A 12,290-nucleotide genomic window follows, 5' to 3' on the forward strand; every position below is an offset into this window, starting at 1 on the left:
AATGGCGCGGCACGCTACACCTCTGCCGGATCCCTGCCAAGGGGACGCCGCGGCGGCTCCTGCCTGCCCACCCGCGCCTGCTCGACCTGCGCGAACGCGCTGTGGTTGTGGATACTCTCGTCGCTCTTCGCGTGCACCCTGAACCAGGCGACGCGGGGATCCTCCTGTAGCTTTAGCGCCACCTCGCGCACGACATCCTCGACGAACGCCGGGTTGTCGTAGGCCTGCATGGTCACGTGCCGCTCGTCCGGACGCTTCAGGAGGGGGTACACGGGGGCCGACGCCGATGCCTCGGCGACCTCGACGAGCTCCTCGATCCAGATGAAGTTCGACGAATCGCGCATAGGCGACGTCCCACGGACCTCAATGGTCACGTAGGTCCGCTGGTTGTGCGCGCCGTAATCGCTGATGGCCTTGCTGCAGGGGCAGAGGGTCGTGACTGGCACTCGGACGCCGAGCACGAAGTCTTCGCTCGTGCCGCTCGTCTCGCCGGTGAGGGAGCACTCGTAGTCGATCAGGCCGCAGGCGCCGCTCACCGGGGCCCGCCGCTCCAGAAAATAGGGGAACACGACCTTCATCTGTGCGGTCTCTGCATGCAGCCGTTCGCGCAAGGCGCGCAGGATCCGCGGCAGGGTGCGCACTGTCACCTCACCGCGGTGCTCCTCGAGCACCTCGATGAAGCGGCTCATGTGGGTCCCCTTGAAGTCATGGGGCAGCCCTACGGACATTGATATCTTTGCGATGGTGTGCTGCCGCTCGCGGGCACGATCGAGCACGACGATCGGGTAGGCGAGGTCGCTGACTCCAGCCTGATTGATGGGGATGCCGCGTGCATCACGGCGGCCTTGCACGTCCTCCATGTCACCCCTCTCCTCGATAAATGCAGCCGGAGGTGCACGTCTCTCGAACGACGACAGCCGAGATCCCCGGCAGCGACGGGGCGAGTTGCGCCCAGATCCACCTCGCGAGATTCTCGCTCGTCGGATTTGATAAACCTTCGATCTCGTTGAGAAAATTATGATCGAGGACCTTGTGCACAGGCTCGAACGCGGCCTTGATGTCCGCGAAATCCAGCACCCAGCCCGTCTCCGGCCCTACGTCTCCGCGCACGTGGATCTCGCAGCGGAAGGAGTGCCCGTGCAGCCGGCTGCACTTATGACCGGGTGGCACGTTCGGTAACCGATGCGCGGCTTCGAAGGTGAACTCTTTGAAAATCTCCATTCGTCACCCTCTCAAGGGATACCGAGCATCTTGTGCGTTTGAAGACTGAGCCGCCACTGCGGATGCTCCAAGCAGTAGCGGAGGGCGAGTTCGGTGTTTCGTTGCCGCAACAGGCCATCCATCGGCTGCAGATAGAAGCGCGAGAAATCGAGGCATTCGAAGACGTGAGGCTCAGCGCCCTCCTGGGGAAATACGAGTTTCAACTCGTCCCCGGAGCGAAGCAGCAGGTCAGTGCCTGCCTTAGGGCTCACGCACGTCCAGTCGATCCCCCTTGGCGGGAGCTGGGTACCATTGGTCTCGATCGCCACCTCGAACCCCTCGGCATGGAACGCCTCGACAAGTGCGTCATCGAGTTGAAGGAGCGGTTCGCCTCCTGTACAGACGATGTAACGCGGGCCGACCTGCGCAGGATTATGAGGCCAGACGTTAGCGACGGCTTGGGCGAGGTCTCGGGCGGTTTGGAACTTTCCGCCGCCAGGTCCATCCATGCCCACGAAGTCTGTATCGCAGAAGCGACAAATGGCTCGCTGGCGATCCTCCTCGCGCCCTGTCCAAAGATTGCACCCCGTGAAGCGGCAAAAGACGGCAGGCCGGCCAGCTTGGGCTCCCTCACCCTGCAGGGTATAGAAAATCTCTTTGACTGAGTAAGTCATGCGAGTGCACGCGCGTCGACGCGGTAGGGAGCTGGGTCCGCGAGTCCGCTCTCCGCGAAACCCTTCAGGCGCAAGAGGCAGGCATCGCACCGCCCACACGCCTCGCCTTGAGCAGATGGGTCGTAGCAGGTGAGCGTCAGCCCATACTCAACGCCGAGTGCCAACCCACGCTGGATGATCTGCGCCTTGGTCAGGAGGATCAGCGGGGTATGGATCTTAAGATGCTGCCGACCTTCGACACCTGCCTTCGTTGCGAGGTTTGCCATCCGCTCGAATGCCTCGATGTATTCTGGACGGCAGTCTGGGTAACCGCTGTAGTCGAGGGCGTTGACGCCGAGGAAGATGTCGCTCGCCTCTAGTACTTCGGCCCATGCGAGGGCGAACGACAGGAAGATCGTGTTCCGGGCAGGGACGTAGGTTATAGGGATGCCGGTCCCGATAGCGTCGAGAGAGCGCCCCTTGGGCACTGCTATGTCGCTTGTGAGCGCTGAGCCGCCGAACATCCGAAGGTCGATCTGTGCGACAACGTGTTGAGCGACGCCCAAGCGCTGCGCAACACGGCGCGCGGCTTCGATCTCGCCCTCGTGGCGCTGGCCATAACGAAACGTGAGGGCATGAACGTGGTACCCTTCGCTCTGCGCGATGGCCAGGGTAGTCGTGGAATCAAGTCCGCCGCTCAGAAGTACAACAGCTTTCGGTTTACTCGACATAGTCCCTCCTCAGCGTTGGGCACGCCGACCACTGAACAATCTCAACTGGTTGGGAGGTGCATCGTTGATGGGCTCAATCCGGTGCGCGAATTCACGTATCGCGGCGAATTCCTCGGTTGTAAACACCACCTGGTGTTCGCGATAGCGCCGACCTGGCGGGATCTTCCCGTCTTGTCTCCAACGCCAGAGCGTCTGGCGAGCCACGCCAATGTCGCGGACTACCTCAGCGGCAGAAAAATAGGTAGTTCCGTCGAGGACGAAACTCATTTCTGTTCGTATGTTCAGGTTGCAGAGCGTAACAGCTGTCACGAACCGTCAGGTTCCGGTGCAACCTATCCCGCAGCGTTGTACGACGTCAAGAGCCGGCGGGAGCGATCAGTTGGCATACATGGAAAATTATTCCCTGAGCGAAATGGCTCAGGGTCGCTTCTGAGGCGTCCGGGCTGGGTAAATGAGGCTTATCTGGATGTGAAGGTAGAAATTCGGAGAGGAAATTGTAATGAGCTTCCGACCTTCACGTGGCACCTCGTCTAGGTAAGTGACAGCACCACGGTTGGGGTGGTGCCGCGACCGAGTTCTCAGCGGGCATGGCCTCTTGCGGCTCTCGTCGGAGTCGACCGCGCTGCTGGCGCGGGGCGCCGTGGGCCCAAGGCCCAATGTCGGTCCGGCTCGAGGCGGGCATCGGATGATGCTCGGCGAGGCGATCTCCGCTCGCGTCGCAGACCGAAGCCCGCGTTGTTCGGGATCAGTCGCACTATGGTTTCAGGCCGACATCTCGCTCAACCATCCTTGATGGAGGAGGCGCATGGCCGCGCCTAAGGGCCACGCAAGACGGTGATGGTCATCCGCCAGCCGGCGCGCGACGCCATCAATCAGCCTGAGCGTCAACACCCGCTCTTGTGCACGATCAAGCCACTCGGCTTCGGAACGTGGCACTGAGGACCGCACTGTCTCGAAGGAGTCGGCCTGGGTCAGCTTTGCGAACTCTGGAAATTACAGGACCTCGACCGCGAGAACATAGAGCTCCTGAATGATCTGATCGAATGATCAGCGGACGACTACTTCAAACCCGAGTTTCTGCAATATGCGTGCCGTGAACTGGCCGCCGCTAAAGGCCTTCGCTTCGATCTCCCGCTCGTTGGCGTGGCGGTAAGCGTCGCGTAGGACCCGCTTGGCCGGCAGGTCGCGGCCGTCGAAGCGGACGAAATAGGACCCGCCGCCCGTCGACGCCCCGCTCGCCGTGAGCTCCCGGCATGCCTTCTCCACGTGCTCGCGCCGAACCTTCCCAAATCGCTCTCCGGTCGTCGCCATGTTCACCTTCACCTCGCAGGGCTTCGGTCGCCGCCAGAATAGTCGTGACTGGAGTCGGTGGACCACCGTCGCCCCTGCCACCTTACGCTCAAGAACAGTACCAGGACGTCGGCGCGTGGTGCAGCGCGGCGTCCGAGGTGCACGCTCGGTCGGTACGCGGAGAGCTAGGTAAGCGTCTGCTCGTCCGATTGTACGGAATTCTAGAAACCTGCGCCTGTACCTGCCTGCAGCCGTAGGGGAAGCTCCGCTACTGACTCTGAGCATCGCTGATTTCAATCTTGTCCAGCCGCACACCCGTCAGGGCGTCCGCGACGTCGCGCAAGAACGCGAGCAGCCTCGTGCGGGGCTCCGACGGGAAGGGATTCCCGGGCGTTTCCAGCTGAGCCGTAGCGGCGGCAAGGTTCTCGATCACGGCAGCCAGTCGCCGTCTTGCGCCGCGCCTGGTCGCCTCCTGCTCAGCGCGCCCCAGGGTGCCGAGCGTCTCATAGAGGCCGACCCCGAGGGCATCGGCCACCGCGTCGCGCACCGTCGCCTCGCGCGCCGGTGTGCCCCGTCGTGGCGTCCGATCGTGAAGCATCGGGATGGAAGTGCGTGCGATCATCGCCCCACTCTTCCGGCAGTTGATGCGCCACGTGGTGTCGCCTCGTCGTGATCGTACCGAGCCCCACCGAACCTGGACGAACGCCTCCGGCCGCAGCACCCGCGGCGTCAGGAGCACCGTATTGCCGCCCGCGACCGTCGCTGCATCGAGGTGCCCCCATGCGGTCGGAGGCATCTCGTCGAGCGACGGCAGCGCCGGCCGCGTCACCGGCAATCCGAGCATGAGCCGTTCGACCACCTCGTCCCACGCCCACTCGCCCGACGCACGCCACCACGCCGCGCGCAGGGGCATCCAGAGCTCTTCGCTCTGATCCGTCGTCAGATCGTAGTAGGGATCACGCCGTCGCAGCCAGGCCGCGAGCCTCCGCCCCGTCTCAGAGGTCTGAACCCCTGGGGCCGGCGTCGACGTCAGATCGAAGATCTGCCGCCGGAGGAGGCCCAGCGCTGGCACGGGCGCCGCCCCGCTGTTGCCGCCGACGAGCGCATCGATGCCGCTCGAGCCGCAACGCAGCGCCAGGAGCTCGAGCCGATGCAGCAGCGCGCCTCCGGCGATGCGCCGGAAGCCGCGCTCGATCGAGGGAACCAGGACCTCGAAGCGGAAATCCTCGTCGAGGGACCACACGGGCGCCTCGGGGGATGGCTCCCATCCGCGTTCGCGCGCGGCCCGAAACGCGAAGGCCCTGGCCTCGCACAGGGAGAGCGGGCGGGACGACCTCGGTACATGAACCTCGGCGACCACGATCCGAGGGTCGGTCCACGTCCGCAGCGTGGCACCGTGCTCGTCGTCGACTTCGGGGTCGCGGTCGTTGCGAACGAAGAGCAGCTCGACGAGTGGCCCCCCTGCGCTGGCCCGCCAGAGTGAACGCTCGAGCGCGTGCTGAAGCGACGCGAGGAGCCCTGCCACGCTCCCGGCCGTGTCCGTCGTGATGACGACGATGCGCAGAGACCGAAGCCTCGGCGCAGCGCCATCTCGCTCCAACGCCTCGCACAGGCGGTCGATGAACGCTTGCCGTTCGTCGACCTCCGTGTCGCTGCGGCACGTCGCCTCGATCAGGGCCGTCTCCGCGGCATGCAGCAGCCCGGGGAAGTGCGCTGCGATGGTGCCCGCGGCGAGCGCCTGTTTCAGCCGCCGCTCCAGCGCCGCCGGGGCCCAGGGGTCTACACCCCAGAGGTCGATCGCGCGCGCACGGAACGCAGCCTCCTGCCGATGATCCATCCTCGGCCCATGCAGTTGCAGGAACCCTTCGAGCCCGGGCGGGATGGCCTGTGCTCCGCGACGGGACAGGCGCTCCCCGTCGTGGGCGTGGTACTCGACCAAGGGTGTGAGGATTCGCCGATAACGGCGCGGTTGCGCTGCGACGAGGCGGAGGCCGAAGTCCATGTCGTTGAACGACGGCAGGCTCTCGGAGAAGCCCCCGGCTGTCCAGAAGAGCTCCCGCGTGACGACGAGGTTGCTGCCCCGCAGACCGGGGTTGGCCACCAGGAACACCCCCGCATCAAGCGTCTCCGGGGGAACCTTTTCGGGCCGCGCCCCGTCGCGGTTGTGCTTCTCGAAGGCGGTCAGCGCGAGATCGAAGCCCGGTCCGTCCGCGAAGACTGCGGTGAGATAGCCGGGCTTCCAGACATCGTCGTCATCGAGGAAGCACAGGTGGTGGGTGCGCGCCACGCGGGCCCCGTGGTTGCGCGCGGCTCCAGCGCCGCGTGATTCCCCCACCGCCAGGACGGTGCAGGGGAGCCCCGCGATCTGCGCGACCACACCGGGTACGGCGTCTTCCGCCGCGTCGACGATCACGAGCATCTCGCGCGGTCTGGGGGACTGAGCGAGCACCGACGCGAGCGCCCTCCGCAGCAAGATGGGTCGGCGCCCAGTGGTGGGCACGATGACGGCGGCGTCGATCAGGTCGCTCAAGGAGCGCGCTCGCGCCAGAAGCCGTGGATGTCGCTCGCGATCGCCGCCCCGCCCGGCGCACCCAGCGATGACCGGAATCGGCGCTGGGCGGCCTCGCGAGAGGCGACCTCGCAGATCTGCATTGCGACGTGGCGTGCGGCCGCCTCCAGCACCGCGCCGGAGCGCAAGGCTGTCCGGAGCGCTGCGAGCACCCGTTCGGTGTAGGCGCCTTCGTCATCGATCCGCTCGGGCAGGTCCAGCGCGGGGACCAGGCCCGGGAGGTTGATGCCCGGCGGGACGAGCTCCACGGTCTCGTAGCGGGCGAGCTGGAGCACCTGCGTGGCGTTCTGCGGGGGAAGGAACACCACAGGAACGTCGAGCCAGAGCGCTTCGAAGACCGCGTTGAGCCCGGGAGCGGTCAGGAACAGCGCGGCGTCGGCGAGCGCGTGCAGGTACGCCGGCTGCGGCAGGCACACGGCCTTCGCCCGCGGCGGCAGGATGGGACCAAGCACGGCGCACGCATCGCTCCCGGCGGCGATGAGGATCGGTCCGGGAGGTAGCTGCGGCTCCACCTCGTGGAGGATCCGGGCGACCCATTCGAGGAACATCGGCGCCCGGCCAGGATCGATGAAGCGCGAGCGCACCCCGCCCAGATTGATCAAGGTGCCCTGCGGCGCCTTCGACCGTAGAGGCATGGTCCGGATCAAGGGGCCGACCACGACCGGTCGCACGGCTGGCGGCAGGGCCTCGACCCGCTCACGGACGCCGGGGAACGCTTGCGCGTAGCCGCGCTGCGCAGCCGTCCACACCGCATGGTCCTTGCGTGCGCTGTACCAGTACAGGATATCTACGAAGAAGATCGGCAGCCCGCGCCGGCGGTAGACCTCGATGTTGGCCAGGTTCGAGACCACGAGCGCCGCGTCGACGCGCTCTCCTTCGAGCGCTCTCGCTACGGCGTCGGGATCCTTCACGTCGACCGCGATGGTGCGCGCGATCGCCGGGTCGGCGCCGAGCAGCTCGGCCGTGACGTCGCGTACCAGCGCGATCGCCTCGGCGTCGGCGTGCTCCAGGATGGCCAGGAGCGCCGAGCTCGACCCGTAGGCCATCGGGTTGGCGTCGCAGAGCAGACGCGGTCGCTGGGTCACGGGAGCACTCCTCCTGCGAACCGTTGCATGGTTGCCGCGTCGCGCGGCACCAACCAGCCCTCGATCCAGGCGAAGTCCAGGTGAGTCTCGTCGAGCGCGTCGAGCGCCGCGCTGGCGCGCTGGAGGAGGGGACGACCCTTCGTGTTGAAGGACGTGTTCAGCACGATGGGCGGCTCACCCTGCCGCTCGAGCGCTTCGAGCAACCGCCCCAGGAACGTCTCTGGCGCGACGATCTGCGCCCGCGCCGTCCCGTCGAGGTGCGCTGCGGCAGGGAAGCGGACGAGCGCCTCGGGGCGCATCTCGACGGCAAAGGACATGTAGGGCGAGGGGGCCGTATCCAGGAGGAACTCTCCTGCCCGCGCCGCAGCGACGGCCGGAGCCAAGGGCCGGTACCACTCCCGCGACTTAATGCGGGCGTTGATCCGCTCTTTCACCTCTCGAGAGCCGGGTAGCGCCAGCAGCGAGCGGTGACCGAGCGCTCGTGGTCCCAGCTCGGCGCGGCCGTGGGCGACGCCGAGCACGGCGCCGCGGCGCAGAAGCGCCGCGAGCTCCTCGACACCGGCTCGCACGGCACCGCGCCGCACGAGCTCGCCCTCGCCCACATCGATGTCGAGCCCTGGCCCAACGAACACGTTCGGCGGCGCTGACGGCGGCTCGACGGACCACAGCGCGCCGGTCGCGATGCCGGCATCGTTGGGCGCGGGAGGCACATGGACCGGGCGGCCGAACGTCCGGCGGACGAGCTCATTGGCCCGCACATTGAGCGCGCACCCGCCGGTGAGCACGATCCCCTCGTCGTGCTCCGCGAGATGCTCTCGGAGGATCCGGAGCACGAGCTTCTCGAACACCGCCTGACTCGTCGCCGCGAGATCGCGCGCCTCGTCCTCGGCGACCGCGTCGGCCTCGAGCTCCAGGCCAAGCTGCTCGCCGAGCGAGTAGAGGGCCTGCAAGGGCTCCTGGAAGTTCAGGTAGTAATCCTCGACCGGGCTGAGCCACGCCTCGCGGATGCGCCCCAAGGCGGCATAGGCCATCAGCTTGCCAGCGAGGGAGAGGTGCCCCGCGCGCGGCTGAGGGCGCCGTCCCGTGACCTCGGGCATGGCGGTGGCGAGCAACCGGTACGGGGTGCCGAGGTTCAGCGGTATGCGGCGAAGGTGCGTGAGAGCCCGGTCGTACGCGCGGAACAGGTTGCACGTGCCGTCGTTCCCGCCACCGTCGAAGGACATGACGAGGGCGCGCCGAAAGGGCGCGTCGTGGATCCCGTGCAGGGCATGGGCGCGGTGATGGTCGACGGTTACCCAGCGCTCGGCCGAAACCGACTCGGCGAGGATGCGGCGGAGCGAGGGCATCACCCAGCTCGTCACGGCCATGTCGAAGCGCTCGATCCCCGTCGCTCGTACGGCGACCTCGATCGCCCGCCGCCACTGCGCCCGGAAGATCTCCGTATCCCACGCGCTCGCGAAGTACCGCTCCTCGAACAACCTCTCCAGCTCGAGTGCGAGCTCGAACACGCCGTCGTGGGCCACGGCGAGCCCCGCGTCGTGCTGGACATGGAACGCGATGACCTTCATGACTGCTCCCCGGAGGCCATGTGCTCCAGCGTCGCGACGAGCTGGCGCGCCGTCAGCGCGAGCGTGCCGAGCGGTAGCGACTCGTCGGCGCCGTGGACATTCGAGTGCGCGTCGTTGGGCCCGAAGGCCGCATAGGGCCGCTCGTCGAAGAGCGAGCTGACGGGCCCGGCGGATGCCGCTGAGGCGCGGTTCAGTGCGCGGGCTTCGAGCACCACCGAGACCGATTCCTCGCGGGAGAGCTCTCGCCAGCGGCGGCCAAGATCATCGAGGCGCTTGTCCGATCGGAACACCAGGATGCGCTGCCGTTCCGGGACCTCGAAGTATCCGGTCTCGTCGAGCCACACCGCCACGTCGATCTCTCGCAGGGCGGCAAGGTGCCCGGCGAGCACAGGCGAGCCCGTCTCTTCCTCTCCCTCGATCACCCAGAGCACGCCGGGCCAGGATCGCACGTCTCGCGCCGCCAGGAGGCGCTGTGCGAGCGGTCCAAGGTTGTCCGCGATGCCACGCCCGTAGGCGCGTCCCGCGGCGACCCGGAGCTGCAGCGCGTCGCCGTGCCAGCTTTCGTTCACGGGTTCGACGTCGTAGTGGCCGTAGAGCCCGATCGTCGGGATCCCGATCGGCGCGGGACGTCGCGCGACGAGCAGTGGAGCATGCCCGGGGTGCCGCAGCTCTTCCACGGCGAAGCCGAGACCGCGCAGCTCAACGTGAACTTCGGTCGCCACCTCCAGGACCGACGTGCTTCCGGCCACGGGGTGGAGGGCAACCCAGCGCCCGACGCGGTCGAGCCACTCCGCTTCGCGATGCCATGCGGCGCTCATCCACGCCTCCCGAGCGCTGGCAGCAGCGTCTGCTCCACCCAGCAAGGCTCGTCCGGCACCACGAACCTGCAGATCCGCAGCGGCCGGCGGGAGGTCACCTGGTTGCCGAGGAGGAGGCCGAGACGGTAGCCATGCGCCGCGACGATTCCTTCGGACCCCTCGCTCCACGCTGCATCGGGGTAAGCGAGGGTCGTCGGTTTCGGAAAGCCATGCCGAGCGAAGACCTGGTCGGCCCCGTCGAGCTCGGCCGTGAGTGCTGGAGCATCCAGCACCGGAAACGGCCTGTGCGTCGCGCCGTGGGCTCCGATCGACCAGCCTCGCCGCACGAGGCCACGAAGCTCTTCGGCCAGTAGGTACAACCGCCGCGAGGGCTCGGCTGGCGCGTCCAGCGTCTCGCCCAGCGTGGCCAGGATCGCATCCCGCTCCTCCTCGGGAGCCTGGAGGCAACGTCGCCGCTCGGGACCATCAACGAGCCGCGCCCGATCCTCGGGACGGTCGAGATCGAACTCCAAGCGGTGCCCACCCACCACGAGCGTGCCCCGGCGCCTCCGTGCGTGAGCGAGCGCCGAGTACCAGCGATCCGCCGGCAGCGCCCGAGGCGGCGTCGCGAGCGTGCACGTGGTGACGAAGACGCTCGCCGCAGCCTCCACCGCTGCGAGCACCGGCGATGCGTGCTCGACGACATCTGCATAGCCGTCGTCGAAGGTGATCCAGGCGGAAGGGACATCGAGCTCCATGCGGCCGTCGGCCCAGGCGGAGACTGCCGCCTCGCCCACGAGCGTGACGTGCTGCATGAGCTGCTCCACCTGGCGCGAGAAGCTGCTGAGCGAGACGGCCGTCCCGCGGGAGAAGTACGGCCACGCATCACCGGTGCGGTCCGCATCCGGCAGCACCCGGTGGTAGCAGAGGACCGCGAGCTGCCCCGTCATACGAACGAGGGCGGAGGAACGACCGCCTCGGCGAGGGTCAGGGCGAGCTGCGCTGCATCGCGAGGTGCCAGGGGGCCGTGCACGCGATCGCCGCGCCGGTTATCTAGCGTCTCGCCGGCGAGACGCGTCGCCCATCCTTCCGAGCTGCCAACGCAGACGATGGGTCGCCCGAGCTCCCATGCGAGCGCGAGCTCTCCCAGCGTACCGGTCCGCCCCCCGACCGCGAGCACCACGTCAGAGGATGCTATCAGCACGGCATTGCGGGCGTGGTTCATCCCCGTGCAGATCGCGACGTCCGCGGCGTCGCTCGCGTCGCCCGCCCGGTACGTGGGGAGGATGGCGATGGTATCTCCGGACTGGTAACGCGCCGACGAGCGCGCGCCCCGGAGCGCCGCGGCCATGACGCCGCCGAGCCCGCCGGTGAGCACCCGGAATCCTTGGTCGACGAGAGCCGTCCCGAGCTCGTGGGCAAGCTCGAGCTGGTCGGCCGTCGCGCGAGTGCTTCCGATCACGGCGGCAACGGGTCGGCGCATCATCTGCTCCCAGTAGTGTAGGATAAATCACGGTTGCAAGCTCGGGAAGGGCCTTTTCGCGCCTCCTGGGTCAATATTGGCAATGTGTTCCATGTACTCAGCTCTTCGAGACCATGTACGCAAAGCAAGCCGGCGAGGAGTGGCCCCGCTGTGAATCCGACGAAGCCGAGGAGGCGCTCGGGACTGCCACAAGGTCGAAGCAGGGGTGATAGGGCGAAGTAAGCGGCACTGTCGAAGGCGATGATGGGTAATGCCTATGACCGCTTCCGTTAAGGAGTGTAACGAATGAAGGAGTGGATATATAAAGCAACCAAGGGCAAGGTCGGTTATTATGAGACTCTTCATCTTGCGGTGGCGAGGCACTTTCTCTGCCGTTCGGCCGTGGAGCGTAATGGCAGCCAGTCGGATCGGGTAAGGGAGGTCGACCTCGGTGACATCATCCACTTCTACTACGCACGCGGCGACGGCAAAGTGCCAAGCTACGGTAGCTTTGTGGTAGTCCACGGAGGTAAATACTCCAAACAGTTCGGTGAGCGGATCGAGGGCACGGCACTGTTCAGAGTCAGCGAAGATCCCGAGAATTCCGGCATGATCCGGTTGCTGACGGAGGAGCACGAGAAGGACCCGAGCAGAGGCTACGCGCGAGACCCGGAGCACCGGTGCTTTACGGGGTGGGTGATCGATAGGTTGCCATCATCCGAGAAGCAACCGCCCAAGTTCGAGCAACGGAAATTGCTTCCCGGACCGATGACCAATCTCTGGCCTTACCCCGATCCAGAGCTGCCCCGTGGCCAAAATAGATGAAGCAAGGGGTTCCACATGTTCCCGATGATAGTCTCCTGAGATCCCAGGTACTTCCTACTGCGATAGGTTCTAAGGAAGACGTACAGTCGGAGCTGATGACTCCGTGTCAG

General features: G+C 66.6%; 13 protein-coding genes. 1 reads left to right on the top strand and 12 read right to left on the bottom strand.

The window, feature by feature from the left end:
• Positions 1–14 precede the first annotated feature (14 nt).
• The 12 genes from folE2 to WMF19_RS46335 all read right to left on the bottom strand — a co-directional run bounded on the left by folE2 (position 15) and on the right by WMF19_RS46335 (position 11,355).
• Positions 15–860 (bottom strand): GTP cyclohydrolase FolE2, encoded by an 846-nt coding sequence (folE2, locus tag WMF19_RS46280; protein WP_437896188.1) that lies wholly within the window; start codon positions 858–860, stop codon positions 15–17.
• Position 861: 1 nt separating this feature from the next.
• Complete coding sequence (gene queD, locus WMF19_RS46285) at positions 862–1,221, bottom strand: 6-carboxytetrahydropterin synthase QueD (protein ID WP_437277885.1); 360 nt, start codon at positions 1,219–1,221, stop codon at positions 862–864.
• Positions 1,222–1,232: 11 nt separating this feature from the next.
• Positions 1,233–1,874 (bottom strand): 7-carboxy-7-deazaguanine synthase, encoded by a 642-nt coding sequence (gene queE / locus WMF19_RS46290; RefSeq protein WP_437896189.1) that lies wholly within the window; start codon positions 1,872–1,874, stop codon positions 1,233–1,235.
• Complete coding sequence (gene queC / locus WMF19_RS46295) at positions 1,871–2,584, bottom strand: 7-cyano-7-deazaguanine synthase QueC (protein WP_437896190.1); 714 nt, start codon at positions 2,582–2,584, stop codon at positions 1,871–1,873. The genes queE and queC overlap by 4 nt, the downstream gene beginning before the upstream one ends.
• Before the next feature lie 9 nt (positions 2,585–2,593).
• Positions 2,594–2,851: a hypothetical protein gene (locus WMF19_RS46300; protein WP_437896191.1), complete on the bottom strand. Its 258-nt coding sequence runs from the start codon at positions 2,849–2,851 to the stop codon at positions 2,594–2,596.
• A 780-nt stretch (positions 2,852–3,631) separates the two neighbouring features.
• On the bottom strand, positions 3,632–3,895 hold the full coding sequence (locus WMF19_RS46305) for a hypothetical protein (RefSeq protein ID WP_437277888.1): 264 nt from the start codon (positions 3,893–3,895) through the stop codon (positions 3,632–3,634).
• A gap of 247 nt (positions 3,896–4,142) precedes the next feature.
• Complete coding sequence (locus tag WMF19_RS46310) at positions 4,143–6,404, bottom strand: glycosyltransferase family 2 protein (RefSeq protein WP_437896192.1); 2,262 nt, start codon at positions 6,402–6,404, stop codon at positions 4,143–4,145.
• On the bottom strand, positions 6,401–7,528 hold the full coding sequence (locus WMF19_RS46315; RefSeq protein WP_437896193.1) for a hypothetical protein: 1,128 nt from the start codon (positions 7,526–7,528) through the stop codon (positions 6,401–6,403). Before WMF19_RS46315 ends, WMF19_RS46310 begins: the two co-directional genes overlap by 4 nt.
• Positions 7,525–9,096 (bottom strand): carbamoyltransferase C-terminal domain-containing protein, encoded by a 1,572-nt coding sequence (locus WMF19_RS46320; RefSeq protein WP_437896194.1) that lies wholly within the window; start codon positions 9,094–9,096, stop codon positions 7,525–7,527. The genes WMF19_RS46315 and WMF19_RS46320 overlap by 4 nt, the downstream gene beginning before the upstream one ends.
• Positions 9,093–9,914 (bottom strand): M20/M25/M40 family metallo-hydrolase, encoded by an 822-nt coding sequence (locus WMF19_RS46325; RefSeq protein ID WP_437896195.1) that lies wholly within the window; start codon positions 9,912–9,914, stop codon positions 9,093–9,095. The genes WMF19_RS46320 and WMF19_RS46325 overlap by 4 nt, the downstream gene beginning before the upstream one ends.
• The gene (locus tag WMF19_RS46330) at positions 9,911–10,843 is read right to left on the bottom strand and encodes a polysaccharide deacetylase family protein (protein ID WP_437896196.1); all 933 of its coding nucleotides are present in this window, start codon (positions 10,841–10,843) and stop codon (positions 9,911–9,913) included. Before WMF19_RS46330 ends, WMF19_RS46325 begins: the two co-directional genes overlap by 4 nt.
• On the bottom strand, positions 10,840–11,355 hold the full coding sequence (locus tag WMF19_RS46335; protein WP_437896197.1) for a TIGR00725 family protein: 516 nt from the start codon (positions 11,353–11,355) through the stop codon (positions 10,840–10,842). The genes WMF19_RS46330 and WMF19_RS46335 overlap by 4 nt, the downstream gene beginning before the upstream one ends.
• Before the next feature lie 306 nt (positions 11,356–11,661).
• Between WMF19_RS46335 and WMF19_RS46340 the strand changes: the two genes are divergently transcribed.
• Positions 11,662–12,180, top strand: coding sequence for a hypothetical protein (locus WMF19_RS46340; RefSeq protein ID WP_437896198.1), 519 nt, complete (start codon positions 11,662–11,664; stop codon positions 12,178–12,180).
• Positions 12,181–12,290: the final 110 nt, after the last annotated feature.

Source organism: Sorangium sp. So ce124 (assembly GCF_051525235.1).
GTDB classification, from domain to species: Bacteria; Myxococcota_A; Polyangia; order Polyangiales; family Polyangiaceae; genus Sorangium; species Sorangium atrum.